At 57.4% G+C, this 19916-nt stretch carries 16 protein-coding genes; 13 read left to right on the forward strand and 3 right to left on the reverse strand.

Going from position 1 to position 19916, the window contains the following annotated elements; genetic code table 11:
* Positions 1-127 precede the first annotated feature (127 nt).
* The 8 genes from BMY44_RS16730 (at position 128) to BMY44_RS16765 (ending at position 9298) form a co-directional block, all read left to right on the forward strand.
* On the forward strand, positions 128-1273 hold the full coding sequence (locus BMY44_RS16730; RefSeq protein WP_089997027.1) for a thiolase family protein: 1146 nt from the start codon (positions 128-130) through the stop codon (positions 1271-1273).
* Between the two features lie 2 nt (positions 1274-1275).
* Positions 1276-1761, forward strand: coding sequence for a GAF domain-containing protein (locus BMY44_RS16735; RefSeq protein WP_242650586.1), 486 nt, complete (start codon positions 1276-1278; stop codon positions 1759-1761).
* Between the two features lie 92 nt (positions 1762-1853).
* Complete coding sequence (locus tag BMY44_RS16740; protein WP_242650587.1) at positions 1854-2411, forward strand: helix-turn-helix domain-containing protein; 558 nt, start codon at positions 1854-1856, stop codon at positions 2409-2411.
* Positions 2411-3028 (forward strand): LysE family translocator, encoded by a 618-nt coding sequence (locus BMY44_RS16745; RefSeq protein WP_089997232.1) that lies wholly within the window; start codon positions 2411-2413, stop codon positions 3026-3028. The genes BMY44_RS16740 and BMY44_RS16745 overlap by 1 nt, the downstream gene beginning before the upstream one ends.
* On the forward strand, positions 3028-3408 hold the full coding sequence (locus tag BMY44_RS16750; protein WP_207510574.1) for a GFA family protein: 381 nt from the start codon (positions 3028-3030) through the stop codon (positions 3406-3408). The genes BMY44_RS16745 and BMY44_RS16750 overlap by 1 nt, the downstream gene beginning before the upstream one ends.
* Positions 3405-5855, forward strand: coding sequence for a GcvT family protein (locus BMY44_RS16755; protein WP_089997030.1), 2451 nt, complete (start codon positions 3405-3407; stop codon positions 5853-5855). The genes BMY44_RS16750 and BMY44_RS16755 overlap by 4 nt, the downstream gene beginning before the upstream one ends.
* 6 nt (positions 5856-5861) lie before the next feature.
* On the forward strand, positions 5862-6752 hold the full coding sequence (locus tag BMY44_RS16760; protein ID WP_089997031.1) for a homocysteine S-methyltransferase family protein: 891 nt from the start codon (positions 5862-5864) through the stop codon (positions 6750-6752).
* 101 nt (positions 6753-6853) lie between these two features.
* Positions 6854-9298 carry a GcvT family protein gene (locus BMY44_RS16765; RefSeq protein WP_089997032.1) on the forward strand — a complete coding sequence of 815 codons (2445 nt, stop codon included), beginning with the start codon at positions 6854-6856 and terminating at the stop codon, positions 9296-9298.
* Positions 9299-9357: 59 nt separating this feature from the next.
* On the opposite strand, the gene manD is transcribed toward BMY44_RS16765, so the two are convergent.
* From manD to BMY44_RS16780, 3 genes are all read right to left on the reverse strand, one after another.
* Entirely contained in the window at positions 9358-10584 is a 1227-nt protein-coding gene (gene manD / locus BMY44_RS16770) for a D-mannonate dehydratase ManD (protein ID WP_089997033.1), read from the reverse strand.
* Positions 10585-10644: 60 nt separating this feature from the next.
* Complete coding sequence (locus BMY44_RS16775; RefSeq protein ID WP_089997034.1) at positions 10645-12018, reverse strand: MATE family efflux transporter; 1374 nt, start codon at positions 12016-12018, stop codon at positions 10645-10647.
* A gap of 67 nt (positions 12019-12085) precedes the next feature.
* A complete protein-coding gene (locus tag BMY44_RS16780) occupies positions 12086-12778 on the reverse strand; it encodes a GntR family transcriptional regulator (RefSeq protein ID WP_089997035.1) in 693 nt (230 codons plus the stop codon).
* Between the two features lie 158 nt (positions 12779-12936).
* On the opposite strand from BMY44_RS16780, the gene BMY44_RS16785 reads away from it, so the two are divergent.
* The 5 genes from BMY44_RS16785 to BMY44_RS16805 all read left to right on the forward strand — a co-directional run bounded on the left by BMY44_RS16785 (position 12937) and on the right by BMY44_RS16805 (position 19911).
* Positions 12937-14013, forward strand: a complete 1077-nt coding sequence (locus tag BMY44_RS16785) for an ABC transporter ATP-binding protein (protein WP_089997036.1) — start codon at positions 12937-12939, stop codon at positions 14011-14013.
* A gap of 4 nt (positions 14014-14017) precedes the next feature.
* Positions 14018-15031 carry an ABC transporter permease gene (locus BMY44_RS16790; protein WP_089997037.1) on the forward strand — a complete coding sequence of 338 codons (1014 nt, stop codon included), beginning with the start codon at positions 14018-14020 and terminating at the stop codon, positions 15029-15031.
* A 13-nt stretch (positions 15032-15044) separates the two neighbouring features.
* Entirely contained in the window at positions 15045-15926 is an 882-nt protein-coding gene (locus BMY44_RS16795; RefSeq protein WP_089997038.1) for a carbohydrate ABC transporter permease, read from the forward strand.
* 23 nt (positions 15927-15949) lie between these two features.
* A complete protein-coding gene (locus BMY44_RS16800; RefSeq protein WP_089997039.1) occupies positions 15950-17512 on the forward strand; it encodes an extracellular solute-binding protein in 1563 nt (520 codons plus the stop codon).
* Positions 17513-17589: 77 nt separating this feature from the next.
* Positions 17590-19911, forward strand: a complete 2322-nt coding sequence (locus BMY44_RS16805) for a DUF4962 domain-containing protein (protein ID WP_089997040.1) — start codon at positions 17590-17592, stop codon at positions 19909-19911.
* Positions 19912-19916: the final 5 nt, after the last annotated feature.

A 19916-nucleotide genomic window follows, 5' to 3' on the forward strand; every position in this document is an offset into this window, starting at 1 on the left:
CAGCTACATGAGAAGCTTTGATCAAACCGTGCGGCGCGCTAGAGGCGCGATTGTGGTGATTTGTGGGCTTTCCAGTTTTTGTCCCCTGGCTTAGGCTGACGCTGCTTTCGCAACAGAGGAATTCGTCATGCGTGATGTCGTGATAACGGGTGCCGCCCGCACCCCGATGGGCGGGTTTCAGGGTGATTTCGCAGAGCTGGATGCCGCGACACTTGGCGGTGTCGCGATCAAGGCAGCGCTTGGGGATCAAACACTTGTCGACGAATTGTTGATGGGTTGTGTCCTGCCCGCTGGCCAAGGCCAGGCCCCCGCCCGTCAGGCAGGTTTTGCCGCCGGACTGGGAGAGAACGTTCCTGCGACGACCCTGAACAAGATGTGCGGATCAGGCATGAAAGCGGCGATGATGGCTTTTGACCAGATTGCCCTTGGTCATGCCGATGTGATGGTCGCAGGCGGCATGGAAAGCATGACGAATGCCCCGTACCTTATGCCCAAGATGCGGGCCGGTGCGCGGATCGGCCACCAGCAAGTGATGGATTCCATGTTTCTTGACGGATTGGAGGATGCCTATGACAAGGGGCGTCTGATGGGCACCTTTGCCGAAGATTGTGCCGAGAAATACCAGTTCAGCCGGAAGGATCAGGATGAATATGCGCTGGGCTCGCTTTCGAACGCATTGGCCGCGCAGGACAGCGGTGGGTTCGATGCAGAAATCGCAGCCGTCACCTTGACCAGCCGCAAAGGCGAGATCACTGTCGCGGCAGACGAACAACCTGCGAAAGCACGCCCTGACAAGATCCCGCATTTGAAACCGGCCTTTCGCAAGGACGGGACAGTCACGGCAGCGAATGCATCTTCGATCTCGGATGGTGCTGCGGCACTGGTGCTGGCAGCGGGCAGTCCGGGGCGCGCGGTAATCCGGGGCCATGCATCCCACGCGCAAGCGCCGGGATGGTTCACGACGGCACCCGTGCCGGCAGCACAAAAGCTGCTGGCGAAGATCGGATGGTCTGTCAGCGATGTCGATCTGTGGGAAGTGAACGAAGCATTTGCCGTCGTCCCCATGGCCTTTATGCGTGAAATGGGTGTGCCGCGCGAAAAGATGAATGTGAACGGTGGGGCTTGTGCGTTGGGTCATCCCATTGGTGCGTCCGGTGCGCGTATCATCGTGACACTGCTTCATGCACTTGAAACCCGCGGGCTGCGTCGCGGCGTGGCAGCGATATGTATCGGTGGCGGCGAGGGCACTGCCATCGCGATCGAAAGGGTTTGAGCATGACAATGGCAGAGGCCCCGGATCAGGTCCGGAGCACGTTGGACCACGATGATTTGCACAAGCGTATCATGGCCTTGGTGGCCGGTGAAACAGACGAAGTCGCACTCATGGCGACGGTTGCCTGTGAAGTGCATCACAGTGACGACCGCTTTGACTGGACCGGCTTTTACCGTGTCGTCGCGCCAGAGCTGATGAAGATCGGCCCTTATCAGGGCGGTCACGGGTGCCTTGTCATTCCGTTTTCGCGTGGTGTGTGCGGCGCGGCGGCGCGCACCGGCCAGTCGCAGCTTATACCGGATGTGGATGCATTTCCGGACCATATCGCCTGTGCCAGTTCCACTCGGTCCGAATTGGTGCTGCCTGTTTGGGGGTGTGATGGTGCGCTGATCGGTGTGTTCGATATTGATAGCGATCAGCCGGACGCATTTCAGAAGGCTGACGCAGACGCGTTCCGCAAGATGCTTGATGATGTCTTTCGTGGCTGACCAGCGTTCGTGAAAAAATCCTTTGTTTTTTCACGGAGCCTGTGACAGCGTCAATCTGACCAAAGGTGAGTCGGATCAGAATGCTGCATGACATGCCAAGCAACGCCCGGACATTGGGAGCCGATCTGCGCGCATTGCGCAAGGCGCGGGGGCTGACCCTTTCCGATCTGGCGGCAGTCCTCGGGCGTTCTGTCGGATGGCTCAGTCAGGTGGAACGCGGCCTGTCTGATCCGTCGGTCAACGACCTGCGTGACCTTGCAGGGCAACTGGATGTGTCAGTGTCCAGCCTTTTCCGGGCGCAGGCCGCGCCTGGCGAGGAAGGTTTCGTCGTCCGCCGTGATGCCCGCCGCCCCATCGGTTCGCGCAGTGACGGTTTGGTCGAGGAACTGCTTTCGCCCGACCTGACCGATGATTTCGAAATGGTGCATTCGACGTTCGAACCACATTCGAAAATGCCCGCGCCAATCCGCCGTCCCACGCAGGAAGTGGGCTATATCGTATCGGGCCAGTTGGACCTGCGCATTGGCGAACGGCTTTTCCATCTCAAACCGGGCGACAGTTTTCGCATTCGGGGTGATCTTTATCACTGGGCCAATCCCCACGACGCGCCATGCATCGCGATCTGGGTTATCGCCCCACCGGTGTATTGATGAGCATTGAAGGCTGGATCATCTTTGCCCTGTTCTGGGCCGTGTTCGTTACCACGCCGGGCCCGAATGCGGTGAACTGCATCAACAACGGCATGACTATTGGGTTCCGCCGGTCAGTGCCGGGCATCCTTGCGATCTTGACACAGGCGAGCCTGTTTCTGATTTTGTCGGCGTTCGGCATCACCGCCGTTTTGGCGGCATCACCCGAAGTTTATCAGGCGGCCAAGCTGATCGGGGCGGCGTTTCTGATCTACCTTGGCATACGGGGCTGGATCATGGCGACAAGGCCGGTGCGCGTGCCTGCGACCAGTGGGTCGATCTACTGGCGCGCCTTTGCCATTGCGACCATCAATCCCAAGTCGGTCGCGGGCTATTTCGCGGCCTTCAGCCAGTTCGTTCAGCCAGACCTCCCGATCGGTCAGCAAATGTGGGTCATCGTGCCGACAGCGCTGACCCTGACTGCGTTTAGCTACACCATATATACCGCGTTGGGCGCTGGTCTGGGACGCGCGGCATTGGGGGCTGTGTTCAATACGTGGTTCCGCCGCGTGATGGCGGCCAGCTTTGTCGTCTACGGGGTTCTACTTGGCAGCACCACAGCTCCGGGGAGAGTTTGATGTATCGTGGATCATGCTTGTGTGGCGCCATTACGTTTGTCGCCAAAGGGGCGGCGAAAGACCCTGCCGCGTGCCACTGCAGCCAGTGCCGCAAGCAATCGGGACACTATTGGGCTGCCATGCAGGTCGCTGACGCCGATCTGGAAGTGACGGGCGACGTCAGCTGGTATGAAGCCAGCCCCATGGCCAAACGCGGGTTCTGCGCGACATGCGGGTCGTTCCTTTTCTGGAAGGGATATGCAGAACCGGACACCGGCATCGCCCTTGGGGCGCTTGATGGTCCGACTGGCCTGAAACTCGAACGCCATATCTTTACCACCGACAAGGGCGATTACTACGACATCACGGACAACGTCCGGCAGGAGGAGCAAGAAACATGAGCGATTTCCCAACACAAGCCCGTGTCGTCATCATCGGCGGCGGTGTCGTCGGAGTATCGACCCTTTACCATCTGGCCAAGATGGGCTGGACCGATTGCATTCTGCTGGAAAAGAACGAATTGACCGCCGGATCCACGTGGCACGCCGCTGGCAACTGCCCGAATTTTGCACCGAACTGGGCCGTCATGAACATGCAGCGCTATTCGCTGGAAATGTATCGTGGCCTTGCGGACGAGGTCGATTATCCGATGAATTATCATGTCACCGGTGCCTTGCGGCTTGGTCACACGAAAGAGCGGCGGCAGGAATTCCAGCGCGTCGCGGGGCAGGCACAGGCGATGGGCCTGCCACTTGAAATGATCGACGTGTCCGAGGTCAAGAATTTCAACCCGTTTGTCGAAACGCATGATCTGTCAGGTGTGCTGTGGGACCCGCTGGATGGTGATATCGACCCCGCACAACTGACACAGGCGCTGGCCAAGGGCGCCCGTGATCTGGGGGCAAAGATCGAACGTTTCTGTCCTGCGACTGGTGTGTCGCAGACCGATACCGGTGACTGGATCGTCCACACCGACAAGGGCGATATCCGCTGCGAAAAAGTTGTCAACGCTGCCGGTTACTATGCCGCCCGCGTCGGCGAATGGTTCAAGCCATACGGCGGGCGCGATGTACCGATGGTCGTCATGTCCCACCAGTATTTTCTGACCGACGAGATCGAGGAAATCAAAGCCTGGACCAAGGAAAACGGGAAGAAGACCCCGATGATCCGCGATGTGGACTCATCCTACTATCTGCGGCAGGACAAGAACGGTCTGAACCTTGGCCCTTATGAGCGCAACTGCAAGGCCCACTGGGTTACGCCGGATGACCCCATGCCGCATGACTTCAGTTTCCAGCTTTATCCCGACGATCTGGATCGGTTGGAATGGTATATTGAAGATGCAATGGCCCGTGTGCCTGTGTTGGCCACTGGTGGTGTCGGCCGCAACATCAATGGCCCCATCCCCTATGCCCCTGATGGTCTGCCAATGGTCGGGCCGATGCCAGGTGTGCGCAATGCTTATGAAGCCCACAGCTTTACCTTTGGCATCGTGCAGGGTGGCGGCGCCGGTAAGGTCATGGCCGAATGGCTGGTCGAGGGTGAGACAGAGATGGATATGTGGGCCGTCGATCCACGCCGCTACACCGATTACTGCGACCATGATTATTGTCTGCAAAAGGCCCTTGAAACATATGGCCACGAATACGCGATGCACTTTCCGCACAAGATGTGGCCGGCTGGGCGCAACAAGAAACTGTCGCCAAACCATGACGCGCTTATCGCTGCCGGTGCGCAGATGGGGGCCTACAACGGGTGGGAACGTGCGACGTGGTTCGCGCATGACGGCGAGGATACTTCGTTTGAATCAACGGAAACATGGGAACGTGACGGCCCCTGGAAAGCAGGTATCAAGCGCGAAGTCGAAGCCGCGACACATGATGTTGCGGTCCTCGATATGCCGGGCTTTTCGCGCTACACGCTGACCGGGGCAGGAGCAGCAGAATGGCTGCGAGGTCAGATTACCGGTGCATTGCCAAAGATCGGGCGGATGAATCTTGGCTATTTTGCCGACAATCGCGGCCGGATCGTGACCGAGGTGTCGATCATTCGCTGGGGCGAAGACGACTTCTGGCTGATGACGGCTGCCGTCGCGCAGTGGCACGACTTTGAATTCCTGCGTGACAGGCTGGCGGAAGGTCTGGCGCTGAAGGACATTACGACCGACTGGTCAACAGCACTCGTGTCCGGCGCGAAATCGCGCGACCTGCTGGCCGGACTGACGGATGCTGATCTGACAGCAGGGTGGCTTTCGGTTCAAGACGCTACTTTTGCGGGGGTTTCCGCCAAGTTGTTCCGCGTCAACTTTGCGGGCGAGCTTGGCTGGGAGATACACACATCATTCAGTGATGCGTCTTCTGTCTATCTGGCTTTGCGCGACTCCGGTGCCACACCATTTGGGATGTATGCGCTGAACGCGATGCGGATCGAAAAGGGCTATCGGACGTGGAAAGGCGACCTGTCCACTGATTATTCCATGCTTGAAGGCAAGTTGGATCGCTTTATCCGTTTTGACAAACCGCAGGATTTCCCCGGAAAGGCGGCCCTGTTGGCAGAAAAACAGCGCGGCACCAAGAAAAGCTTTGCGACAATGACGCTGGACAACCCCGGTGCGGAAGACGCGCCATACATGTCCCCGATCTGGCATAACGGGGACGTTGTAGGTGAAACGACATCATGCGATTGGGGCTTTCGTATCGATAAGTGCATTGCCCTTGGCATGTTGCGCACCGATCTGAACATACCGGGAAACAAGGTTGAAATCGAAATCTATGGCGAAAGATATGCTGCGACCGTCCATGAGGACGCACCGCTTTGGGATGCTGACAATCAGCGTATCAGGGCCTGAACGAAAATGACCGATATCATACTGCTTGATGGGGGGATGGGTCAGGAACTGATCCATCGCGCCGGTGACAACCCGACACCCCTTTGGTCCACGCAAGTGATGCTGGATCAGCCTGACCTTGTGCGTGATGTGCACGCCGATTTCTTTGCTGCAGGTGCCACCATTGCGACGACGAACACGTACGCGGTGCACCATGACCGCTTGGTCGGCACCGGACGTGAAGCAGATTTCGGTCGGCTGCATCGCACGGCAGTTTCTTTGGCGCGAGAAGCGCGGGACAGTTTTGGCAGTGGCCGCATCGCCGGGGCTATCGGCCCGATTGGCGCATCCTACCGCGCAGATGTGCATCCGGGACATGACAAGGCGGTCGCGCTTTATTCGGAAATTGCCCGGGAACTTGCTCCTGATTGCGATTTGCTCATTTGCGAGACGGTCGTTTCACTGGCACATGCGCGGGCCGTACTGGAGGGCGCACGCACAGGCGGCAAACCTGTCTGGATCGCGATATCGGTCGATGATCATGATGGCACCCGCCTGCGGTCGGGCGAGTTGGTTGCCGATGTGCTGCCGGTTGTTGAACAGGCGGACGCGATCCTTGTAAACTGCTCTGCCCCCGAAGTGATCGGGGACGCGTTGGCTGTGCTTGCGACCGGGTCCTTGCCGTTCGGGGCTTACGCGAATGGGTTCGAGCAGATCACAAGCGACTTTCTGCAGGACAAGCCTACGGTCGATGCGCTGCAAGCGCGGCGTGATTTTTCACCGCAAGCCTATGCACAGCACGCGCTGGGCTGGGTGGCACAAGGGGCAACCATTGTCGGCGGCTGCTGTGAAGTCGGTCCAGCGCATATCGCAGCGTTGCGCGATGCATTGATTGCCGCAGGGCACAGGATCGTCTGATGCAAACCGCTTTCAGTTTTTTGCGCGTCCCGTGTGCATTGCCGCAACCGCCCCGCACGCGATCGGGCAATCTCGTCGTCTTTCAGGCATAGGATAATATCATGGCCTCAGTCCCGTCCGCTGCGCGTGTCGTCATTATCGGAGGCGGCGTCATCGGCTGTTCCGTCGCCTATCACCTGTCAAAGCTCGGGTGGAAAGACGTGGTTCTTTTGGAACGCAAGCAGCTGACAAGCGGCACCACTTGGCACGCGGCAGGTTTGATCGCGCAGCTGCGGGCGACCGCGAACATGACGAAGCTCGCGAAATACAGTCAGGAACTTTACGGCAATCTTGAGGACGAAACTGGCGTTGCAACAGGTTTCAAGCGCGTGGGGTCCATCACTGTCGCCCTGACGGCTGAACGCAAAGAAGAGATTTTCCGGCAAGCAGGCATGGCCCGTGCCTTTGGCGTCGAAGTAGAAGAGATCAGCCCCGACGAGGTCAAGCAGCGCTATGAGCATCTGAACATCGACGGTGTGACGGCTGGCGTCTACCTACCGCTTGACGGGCAGGGCGACCCTGCGAACATTGCACTGGCGCTTGCGAAAGGTGCGCGTCAGAACGGGGCGCAGGTCATCGAAAAGACACTTGTGACCGGCGTGAAACGTGACGGCCGCTGTATTACCGGTGTCGATTGGGAACAAGGCGCGGAAACGGGGCATATTGCCTGCGATATGGTGGTGAATTGCGGCGGCATGTGGGGTCATCAGGTCGGCAAGATGCTGGGTGTGAACGTGCCGCTTCACGCCTGCGAACACTTTTATATCGTCACCGAGGCGATCCCCGGCCTGACCCAGATGCCCGTACTGCGGGTTCCTGACGAATGTGCTTATTACAAGGAAGACGCGGGCAAGATGTTGCTTGGTGCCTTTGAACCCAATGCGAAACCTTGGGCGATGGATGGCATCCCCAAGAATTTCGAGTTCGACCAACTTCCAGAGGACTTCGACCATTTCGAACCGATTTTGGAAGCTGCTTGTGAGCGCCTCCCGATGCTGGCCGAGGCGGGCATTCATACCTTCTTTAATGGGCCGGAATCTTTCACCCCGGATGACGCCTACCACCTTGGCCAGGCACCAGAGATGGACAATGTCTGGGTGGCCGCAGGATTCAATTCCATCGGCATCCAGTCGGCAGGCGGTGCTGGAATGGCGCTGGCCCAGTGGATGGAGACAGGCGAAAAGCCGTTTGATCTGGGCGATGTCGACATTTCGCGCATGCAGCCGTTTCAGGGCAACAAGACCTATCTGTTCGAACGGTCCAAGGAAACGCTGGGACTGCTGTACGCCGATCACTTTCCCTTCCGGCAAAAAGCGACTGCGCGAGGTATCAGACGCACGCCGTTCCACCATCATCTATTCGAACGCGGCGCGGTCATGGGTGAACTTGGCGGATGGGAACGGGCCAACTGGTTCGCGCGCGACGGGCAAGAGCCAGAGTATCAGTACAGCTGGCAGCGTCAGAACTTTTTTGAAAACGTCCGCGATGAACATCTGGCCGTGCGCCAGAACGTCGGCATGTATGATATGTCGTCCTTCGGAAAAATTCGCGTCGAAGGACGTGACGCGACTGACTTTATGAACCATGTCGGCGGCGGGCAGTACGATGTGCCGATTGGCAAGATCGTCTATACCCAGTTTCTGAACCGCGAAGGCGGAATCGAGGCTGACGTGACAGTCACCCGCCTTTCGGAAACCGCCTATCTTGTCGTGACTCCTGCCGCGACCCGGCTTGCCGATGAAACCTGGATGCGGCGCAATACCGGTGACTTCAATGTCGTCATCACAGATGTAACGGCGGGCGAAGGCGTGTTGGCGGTGATGGGACCGAATTCACGCGCGCTGCTGCAGGCGGTGTCGCCGAATGATTTCAGCAATGACACGAACCCCTTTGGCACGGCGCAGGAGATCGAAATCGGCATGGGTCTTGCCCGCGTACATCGCGTCACCTACGTCGGCGAGCTGGGGTGGGAAGTTTACGTTCCGTCCGACCAATGCGGGCACGTCTTTGAAACGCTTGCCGTTGCAGGGCAAGACTTTGATCTGAAATTCTGCGGTATGCACATGATGGATACTTGCCGGATGGAAAAGGGGTTCCGCCACTTCGGTCATGACATCACATCCGAAGATCATGTGCTCGAAGCCGGATTGGGCTTTGCGGTCAAGACAGACAAGCCGGATTTCATCGGGCGCGACGCCGTTCTGAAACGCAAGGAAGAGGGGCTGCGTTCGCGGCTTGTGCAATTCAAACTGACCGATCCCGAACCGCTGCTATACCACAACGAACCGATCTTGCGGGATGGCGCGTACGTGGGTCATCTGACGTCTGGCGGATATGCTCACCATCTTGGTACTGCGATCGGTATGGGCTATGTGCCTTGCCCCGCTGAAACGGTCGCCGACCTTCTGGCCAGCAGCTTTGAAATCGACGTCATGGGGACAAGGGTCAAGGCCGAAGCGCAGCTGAAGCCGTTTTACGATCCGACTGGCGAACGGGCGAAAGCTTAGGGTTAAGGTAACTGCATGTAGGCCAACCGCTTTGGGCTTTCGGGCCCTGCGTGTACGTTTCAGTAGTTCCAAAGCGTTCCGTCTTCGAGCCGCACGACGGGATGGCTGCCGGGCTTGTATTCGTATCTCGCGGCCTCGCGTTCGTCGAAGTCGACGCCATGTCCCGGGGCGTCGCTGACGTAAACCATGCCGTCGCGCATCACATGATCCGATGGGAAAAGTGCGTCGCAGGCGGGTGTGCCCAGCACAAGGTATTCCTGTATTCCAAAGTTGGGTGCCCAGGCGTTCAGGTGGTGTTGTGCGGCCATCGAGATCGGGGAATGGCTGGGCGCACCATGAAAACCGGTACGCACGTTGTGCATACCCGCAAGGTCGATGATCCGTTTTACATGGGTGATTCCGCCCGCATAGGTCACCGCGACGCGGATAAAGTCGATCAGTTCTTCTTGGATCAGCTTGTTGCATTCCCAGATTGAATTGAAGACCTCTCCAATGGCAATGGGTGTCGTTGAGTGCTGACGGATCAGCCGCAGCGCGGCCTGATCTTCTGCCGGTGTCGGATCTTCCAGCCAATAAAGCCCGATTGGTTCGACCGCTTTTGCAAATGCGGCGGCCTCACGTGGCAGCAGGCGGTGATGGACGTCATGCAGCACTTTCAGGTCCGGCCCGAATCTGTCCCGGATGTCAGCCAAAGCACCGGGCATGAAGCGCATATATCGGTCTGTATCCCAGATTTCCGTCTTGGGAATGATACCGCTGAAGTCAGTGATGAAATCCCCTTCGGTCCCTTTCTTGTCGGGGACTGCGTAACTTGCCGTCGGCATGCCCGGGATACCGCATTGCACGCGAACCGCCTTGTAACCTTGGGCAACATAGGACGCGATCGACTCCATCAGATCGGGCAGGTCCGCCCCTGTCGCATGGGCGTAAACGATTGCACCGTCTCGGCTTTTGCCGCCGAAAAGCTGATAAAGCGGCATGTTCGCCAGCTTGCCCTTGATGTCCCAGAGTGCAGTGTCGATGGCCCCGAAGGCAGCCATCGCAATCGGACCTTTGCGGAAATACGCGCCGCGATAGAAGAACTGCCAGATGTCTTCACTGTTACGCGGGTCCATCCCGATCAGGTTTGGGATTAGGTAGTCCTGCAAATAGGCCGCCGGAAGCGTTTCTCGGTTGTTCAGCGTCGCATCGCCGAGACCATAAATCCCTTGATCGGTCATGATCTTGAGCGTCACGTAGTTCTTGCCGGGGCCCCCGACGAAGACTTTTGCATCAGTGATCTTCATGTTGTTGGTCCTCTTGCAATAGCATCCCGGTTTTCCAGTTTATCGCGCCGCCGCACTAGATCATGCCGCAACGTCAGACCGTTTCCAATCACCGCGCCATAGGCGGCGATGGAACGCGGGAAATTTCAGCACTTCTTCCCAAAGGAACAGGGACAGAATCCAGAAGGCAGACAGATCGAAATAGAGTACGAACAAGGCTGTTGCCGGAACGCGGAACGCCCATTGCGACCAGACAAAGATGTGCATGACATAGACGGTGTCACCCGCCGCGCGCAGCGTGTTGCCGCAGATCGCGTTTGTGGCGCGCGGAAACTGAATGATCAGAAGGATCGGCAAAAACCCGAAAAGAATCGCGCGTGTCTCTGCTTCGAGTTCTGGGTAGATCCAGTTGAGTGATAGGCACATCGCCAGAAAGACGCATGCGACGACACCTGCGGCCACGAACGCCCCTTTCCAGGCTTGCGACAGGAACCGGTCCAGAACGGCTTCGGGTGTGCGCTTGCCCAAGAGCTGGGCCACCAGAATACCGGTGGCCTGTGTCCATTGCATTGCGACCTGTCCGGCCAGCAGGTTCCATGGCGCAATCAGTGTCAGGGCTGCGAAGTCATTCAATGCCATCTTCGCATAGATGAGCGAGCAGACATGCGTTGAAAGCGTCGCGCTGACGAATGTGGCGGCGATCGGCAATGCAAAGCGAAGGTGCCGTTTGACCGTTAGCAGGAACGTTGTGTGATGCCAGCCGGCGACGCGGCGCAGATGTCCGTTGGTGCGCAACAGCAGGATGGACCAGAACAGCGTCTGCACGGTGATTGCGACAGCACTCCCCAGTGCGGCACCCGCGACGCCAAGCTCTGGAAACCCCCAAAGTCCATGGATCAACGCGATGCTGCTAAGCACATTGATCGGCACAGACAACAGGTAGCCGTAGAGTGGTAGTTTGCTTCGGCTGCACCCGTTGAAGAAGCTGGCAATACACTGCCCGATCGCTTCGCCAAGGATGACGATGGTGAAGATGGAAAGATAAGTCTGGGCCTGATCCGCGATTTCTTGTGACGGGGCCAGCGCCGCGATCAACGTGCCGCCCCATATCAGGATCAGGGCGACCCCGATAATCCCGATGGACAGGCTGACAGCCAGACCGGACGCGAGCACCGATTTCAGAAACACCTGATCGCCGCCACCAAATGCCTGGGCCGTGCGGATTTGCATCGCGTGGGAAAAGGCAAAGATCACACCCAGGACGATCCCGCCAAGCGCTGCCGCCAATCCCATCGCGGCCAGTGCACCCTCGCCAAGGCTGGATAGCAGGAAACCGTCGATCACTACCGTGCCGTGCAGGAATAGCGCCTTGAGTGTCATTGGCCATGCAAGCGAAAATATCTGACGCGCGCCCGGTGCAGGCGTTGACGCGGTGTGCGCTGTATTTGCTTGCATGGGCTACTTTCGTTTCACGAAGCGCAAGGTGTGCTGTTGGGTGTGGCTGGAAACAGCCGTTGCGACGTCAGTCGTCAGCACGCTCGAAATAGTAGGCGTTTGACGCTCTGATCCGCTTGATCGTTTCATCAAGGCGCGACAGATGCTTTGTTCCAGCTGCAATTGCGGCATTGGCATCATGCGATTTGACGGCATCAGCAATGGCGCGGTGATCATCAAGAAGCACCGGAATCCGCTGCTCCTTGGACAGGCCCAACATGCACAAGCGGTCCACTTTGGCCTTTTCTTCCATGATCACTTCAAACGCGTAATCGACGCCAGCGATCTTGCAGAGTGTTTTGTGAAATTCGTAATCAAGCTGACCGAATGCTTCGACATCCGTTGCGTCTACGGCAGCTTCCTGTTGCGTCAGTGACTTGTCCAGCAGAGAGGCACCAGCGTCATCGCATTCGCGCGCAGCGCGTAGCAATACTTCCTTTTCGATGGCGGCACGGACAAACCGCGCTTTTTCGATCTGGCGCATGGAAAATCGCCGCACTTCCGTGGCGCGCTGCGGGCGGATGAGCAGTAGATCAAGGTTCGCCAACCGGCTGAAAGCGTCCCGGACAGGCTGGCGCGATACACCGAACTGTGCCGCAATTTCAGCCTCGGATATCCTGTCCCCCGGTTTCAACTGGAGTGATGAAATCTGCTCGAACAGATAATCGAACACGTCATCAACAGACGTGCGTCGTTCAGTAACTGCAGGTGCATGATCCATGCGGGCGCTCCTTTTGAGCTGACACTAACATCTCACCTAACAAGAATTCAAACTAGTATACAAGACTAGCAGCCTAGTTTTTTTACTAGTATACCTGTTTGAGGGAGCGATTCGGCGCGAACATCAACCGAAGGCCCGAAACGCCATGGGAGGGGACAATGGCCGGTGTGAATCTTAGCGGGATCGTCAAGTCTTACGGCGCTTTGCAGGTTGTTCACGGGATCGATCTCGACGTTTCCGAAAAGGAATTCGTAGTGCTCGTCGGCCCGTCCGGTTGCGGTAAATCCACGACTTTGCGGATGATCGCGGGGCTGGAAGAAATCACAGCTGGTGAATTGACCATTGATGGTCGCCGCATGAACCGCATCGCCCCGAAAGACCGGGACGTGGCGATGGTGTTCCAGAACTACGCTCTTTATCCCCATTTGAATGTTGCAGACAATATGGCCTTCGGGCTGCGTATCCGCAAAATGCCGAAGGCCGAAATCAAGACGACCATCGATGATGTCGCTGAAATTCTTGGCCTGACCCCATATCTTGAACGTCGCCCCGCCGATTTGTCGGGTGGGCAGCGCCAGCGTGTTGCCATGGGCCGCGCCATCGTGCGCCACCCCAAAGTGTTCCTGTTTGACGAACCGCTGTCCAACCTTGATGCCAAGCTGCGCACGCAGATGCGCGCCGAGATCAAGCGCCTGCACAACCGTTTGGGTGTGACATCCATCTACGTAACCCACGATCAGGTCGAGGCCATGACGCTTGCTGATCGGATTGTGGTCATGAATGACGGAAATATCGAACAGGTCGGGACCCCGATGGAACTGTTCAACAACCCTGCCAACACCTTTGTCGCCGGCTTCCTTGGCTCTCCTCCGATGAACCAGATGAAGGGAAAGCTGACCGAGACCGGTGCGCGGATCGGTGATGCGGAAATCAAGATCGACAGTTCCAGTGCCGGGCATGCAGGGCGTGACGTTATCGTGGGTATCCGCCCCGAACACGTGACCCTGACGGCCGAAAACCAGTCATCTGCACTTCCCATTGCGCTTGATCTGGTCGAGCCGCTGGGCTCTGAAGCTTTGCTGCACGCGCGGCACGGGGAATACGAGCTTGTCTTCAAGGCCGATACCAATGGCGACATCGCGCATTTATCGGGTGTTGGCGCGGTACATGTGCCCTCGCATCTGGTGAAACTGTTCGATGCGGAAACCGGTCGTGCGCTGAACCTGGGGGGTTAGGACCATGTCAGATCGCAATTCCGACGTTGGCGGCATCCCCATAGAAGAAGTCGTTGTCGAAGCTTCAGAAGCGCTGCGCGACCGTCGCCAGACCCGCACGCCTGACAGTTCCTGGGTCCGCACGTTGGACCATTTCAAGCGGGAATGGCAGATCTACGTGATGCTTCTGCCGACGATCATCTGGTTTATCGTCTTCCTTTACAAGCCGATGTACGGCTTGCAGATCGCCTTTAAGGACTATTCGATCTTCCGTGGTGTTGCAGGCAGCCCGTGGGTCGGCTGGGACCATTTCCAGACGCTATTTTCGAATGACCAATTCCTGCGGGCTGTCAGAAACACGATCACCATCAGCTTTTACAATCTGCTGTTCGGCTTCCCTGCGCCGATCATCCTTGCATTGATGTTCAATGAAATCATGCACGCGACTTACAAGCGGACGGCGCAGACGATTGTTTATCTGCCGCACTTCATTTCATCGGTCATTATCGCAGGTATCGTCATCACTGCTTTCTCGCCGACTGCGGGCATTATCAACACCTTCATCGGGTGGCTAGGCTTCGAGCCGGTGTATTTTCTGACCCAGCCTGATTGGTTCCGTCCGATCTTTGTCGGGACCGGTATCTGGCAAGAAGCGGGCTTTGGTTCCATCGTTTTCCTTGCAGCGATCGCAGGGGTCAATCCATCGCTTTATGAAAGTGCTGTGGTTGATGGCGCGAACCGCTGGCAGATGATGTGGAAAATCACCATTCCGTCGATCCTGCCGACCATCCTGATCATGCTGATCATCCGCATCGGCAACGTGATGGAAGTATCGTTCGAACTGGTCATTCTGCTTTACCAGCCTGCGACCTACGAAACCGCCGATGTCGTGAATACATGGGTCTATCGGCAGGGTCTTCAGTCCGGTCAGTATGACCTTGCCGCTGCCGCGGGCCTGTTCAACGCCGCTGTCGCCTTTGTTCTGGTGATGACCGCGAATACTCTGTCGCGCCGCTACTCGCGCACATCGCTTTGGTAGGGGGATCACGCAGATGATGAACTGGAACCTTTATTCGCGCGGCGACAAGTTCTTTGCCATCGTGGTTTCCGTCCTGATCGGGATGTTTACGGTCGCCACACTTTATCCGTTCATCTACATCGCGGCGGTGTCGTTCAGCTCGGGTTTTGCGGCACAGGCCGGCAAAGTCGTGTTTACGCCGATCGACACGACGGTAGAGGCCTATGGCTATATTCTGAAGGATCCGCAGTTCTGGATTTCGTATCGCAATACGTTCATCTACACGATCGGCGGCACGTTGATGAGCCTCGCGTTCATTATCCCCGGGGCCTATGCGCTGTCGCGTCCGCAGCTGAAGGGGCGGCGGTTCTTCAACCTCTTCATCGCCTTTACGATGTGGTTCAACGCGGGCCTGATCCCGTTCTTTCTGAACATGCGCGACCTTGGCCTGCTGGACAGTATGTTCGGCATCATCCTTGCCTTTGCAGTCAACGCCTTCAATATCATCCTGCTGCGCAATTTCTTCGAAGCCATTCCGCAAAGTTTTGAAGAAGCTGCACGCATGGACGGGGCAAATGATTTCCAGGTGCTTTGGAAGGTGTATGTCCCGCTGTCCAAGCCCGCGATCGCGACAATCACCCTGTTCTGTATCGTCTCACGCTGGAACGGGTTCTTCTGGGCGATGGTCCTGCTGCAATCGGAAGAAAAAATTCCGTTGCAGGTGTTCCTGCGCCATACGATTTCGAACCTCAGCGACGATGACGAATTCGCCATCGTCCAGACCGCAGCAGGGTTCAGCGCCGAAACAGTCACGGCGGCGATTATTGTCTGTTCGATCATCCCCGTGCTGATCGTCTACCCGTTCATCCAAAAGTACTTCGAGAAAGGCATTCTCCTTGGAGGTGTCAAAGAATGAAAACGCAAATGGGAGGAAATCTAATGCGTAAACTTAGCCTAACGGCGGCCCTGCTTGTCGGGAGTGCGATATCAACTCCGGCATTCGCGGACGGCCATCTGCGTATCGTAGAAGAACCGCTGGAATTGACGATCCAGATGAACCACCGCGCATATCCGATCTACGAAGAAGACTGGCCAGTCGAGCAAGCCGCCCGCGAAATGACCGGTATCCATCTTGTTGACGTGACCGTCGGTGCGAATATGCGCACAGACTCCGAAAATACTGGTAACACAGAAGCGCTGAACCTGATGCTTGCGTCTGGTGCAATTCCGGACATCGTCGGATCCAGCCGGATTAAGGATTTCGTCAACCAATACGGACCCGAGGGTGCCTTTGTGCCGTTGAACGATCTGATCGCGGAACATGCACCCAATATTGCGGCCTATTACGCCGAACGGCCTGAGATCGCCGCCGCCGTCAAAGCAGCTGACGGCCAGATGTATTACGTGCCCTATCTGCCAGATGGCAAATACGGCCGTGCCTACTGGATCCGCACGGACTGGCTCGATGCGCTTGGACTGGAAGTGCCGACAACGGTTGAGGAATACGAAGCTGTTCTGCGTGCATTCAAGACACAGGACCCCAACGGTAACGGCGAGGCTGACGAAGTGCCATTCTTTGCACGTCAGTGGCCAGAGCTGATCCGTCTTGTCACGCTCTGGGACGGTCGCGCGCACGGATCGGACACCTACCATGACTTCCTTGTTGAAGACGGCACGATCAGCCACGGCTATATCGGCGAAGGCTATCGCGATGGTATCAGCAATCTGGCCCGGTGGTACGCTGACGGTCTGATTGATGCAGAAGTCTTTACGCGCGGTTCGTCTGCACGGGACTTTCTGCTGTCCGAAAACCTTGGCGGGGCGACCCACGACTGGTTCGCGTCCACTGGTGGTTATAACAGCCTGTCTTCTGAAATCGACGGATTCAAGTTCGAAGCAATGGTTCCGCCTGCCTCCGTGGGTGGCAACCAGATCGAAGAACACCGTCGTATCCTTGTAAAGCCGGACGGCTGGGCGATTGGCCACACCAACGAAAACCCTGTCGAGACAATCAAGTACTTTGACTTCTGGTTCACCGAGGAAGGCCGCCGTTTGGCAAACTTCGGCGTCGAAGGAATGCACTACGAGATGATCGACGGTAAGCCGATCTTCACGCAGGAATTCCTGGATCAGGGCCCGGTTAACCGGTCTCTTTATCAGGTCGGTGCCCAACTTCAGGGCCGTGGCTATTTCCAGGACTACAACTATGAAATCCAGTGGACGAACGAATTTGCGCTGGCCGGGATCGACCTCTACGAACAGGGAGACTATCTGATCCCCGATTTCCTTGGCGTGGCCTTCACGGCCGAAGAACAGGAAGTCTATGACCGGACCTGGGGTTCTATCCGCGACTACATGCTGGAACGTCAGCAAGGTTGGATCCTTGGCAATGGAGACGTCATGGAAGACTGGGATGCCTACCTTGCCCAGCTGGACGAAATGGGCCTGCAGGAACTGCTTGGGGTTATGCAATCCGCGTATGACCGTCAGTACGGCGGCTGATATTCCACTCGTTCGGGGCGGCGATAGGTGCCGCCCCGAACCTTTTACTCTCTCATTTCGAACGGGATCCCTCCACGATGTCGGCTAAGACCCTTCCATTGCTCGATGAACCCAAGGCGGGGCGTCTGACGATCCAGTACAGCCCAACGGCAGACACCGATGTGACAGAGAACCCGCCGCGCTTCATGTGGATTCCCGTGATCGAAGACGATGCGCGCTATGTGCTGCGCGTTTCGAACGACGCGAAATTTCCCAATGACAAAACGCAGGTTTTTGAAGACCTGCCGCTGAACTTCTTCACGCCTGATACTGTTCTGGAACCGGGTGACTATCACTGGTCCTATGCTACATGGGACCCCAAAGCGGGCAAGCCAACCAGCGCGTGGAGCAGTAATCGCAGCTTTACCCTTGCAGACGGTCTTGCCGAGACGCCGCTCCCATCGCGCCAAGCGCGGCTCGCTCGTGTCGCGTCAGGTCATCCGCGCCTTTGGATGACAGCGGACCGGGTGAAAGACTTCAAAAAGGCAATCAACGCGGACCCCGATCACTGCACATGGTCCACATTTTACGAGAAGTCGGTCCTGCCGTGGATGGACCGCGAGGTCATGCGCGAACCCGTAGGCTACCCGGACAACAAGCGTACAGCCCCTATCTGGCGGCAAACCTACATCGACCTGCAAGAGCTGTGGTATGCCATCCGTCACCTCGCCATCGGCGGCAAAGTCACAGACAACGCCGAGATGACCGCCCGCGCGAAAGAGTGGTTGCTGGAGGCGGCAAGCTGGGACCCCATGGGCGTCACCAGCCGTGCCTATACCGACGAATGGGCCTACCGCGTCTGCAACGCGCTGGCTTGGGGGTATGACTGGCTTTACGATGATTTGTCAGAGGACGAACGCGCAACCGTCCGCGCGGCGCTTTTGGAACGGACCCGTGACATCGCCGAACACGCGATCCTGAACGCGAAAATCCATCTCTTTCCCTATGACAGCCACGCAGTGCGGTCCGTGTCGTCCTGTATCATCCCGGCCTGCATCGCCCTCCTGCGCGATGACGAAACGGGTGCTGCAGAGGACTGGCTGCACTATTCGATCGAATTTCTCTACACGGTTTATTCGCCCTGGGGCGACGCGCAGGGCGGTTGGGCAGAGGGACCGCACTACTGGATGACGGGCATCTCCTATCTGCTCGACGCTGCGAACTGGCTCAAGTCCTACACGGGACTCAGTATTTACGAACGGCCGTTCTTTCAGAACACCGCTGATTTCCCACTTTTCACCAAGGCACCGGATACACGACGCGCGACCTTCGGTGACGATAGCACCATGGGTGACCTCACCTGTATCAAGATCGGCATGAATCTGCGGCAGTTTGGTGGCGTCACCGGGAATGGTGCGTACCAGTGGTATTGCGACGAAAACCACCGGCTGAACCCCGGTACGGAAGGCGATTTCTACAACTGGGGCTGGTGGGACACGCGGTTCGATGAATTGGCGTTCCGGACCGACTGGCCCACCGTAGAGGCGACGGAGCCCCCCGGGGGCATGCGTCACTTCAAAGGCGTGGGCTGGGTCGGCATCCAGCATGCGATGGCCGATCCAGACGAACATATCCAGTTCGTTTTCAAATCGTCCCCCTATGGCTCGATCAGCCACAGCCACGGCGACCAGAACGCATTTTGCCTGTCGGCTTATGGCGAAGATCTGGCAATCCAGTCCGGCCACTACGTCGCTTTCAATTCCTCCATGCATCGCGAGTGGCGGCGGCAGACCCGCTCGAAAAACGCAATCCTGATCAATGGTAAGGGCCAATACGCAGAAAAGGACAAGGCAAAGGCGCTGGCCGCTTCGGGCCGGATCATCGCGGCAGAAGAGCGCGAGGATCACGTCTATATCTGCGGCGATGCAACGGCTGCCTATCAAAGCCTGTCGCCAGAAGTGACGCGTGCCGAGCGGGAGATCTATTTCGTTCGCAACTCGTATTTCGTGATTGTCGATAAGGTCGATGCAGCGACCCCCGTGACTGTCGACTGGCTGCTGCATGCCAACAATACATTCGATCTAGGCAAGTCATCCTTCCGCAACACGGGCGAACGCGCTGGTTTCTATGGCCAGTTTGTCTGGTCCGAAGCGGGCAAACCTGAAATTCGTCAGGAAACCGGATTTCCCGATGTCGATCCTGCGGAATACGAAGGATTGCCAGTCAGCACCTACTTGTCCGCGACCTTTCCGAAGGCGACGCGCCACCGGATCGCAACGCTTCTGGTGCCCTACAAGCTCGATGAGCCGAAACGGATTTTCAACTTCATGGATGATCAGGGTTATGACGCTGATCTCTATTTCACGGACCCGGACGAGCAGACCTTCAAGGTTGTGATGAAGAAACTGGCAAACACCTGAGAGAC

Origin of the sequence: Cognatiyoonia koreensis, assembly GCF_900109295.1 — a bacterium.
Lineage (GTDB): Bacteria > Pseudomonadota > Alphaproteobacteria > Rhodobacterales > Rhodobacteraceae > Cognatiyoonia > Cognatiyoonia koreensis.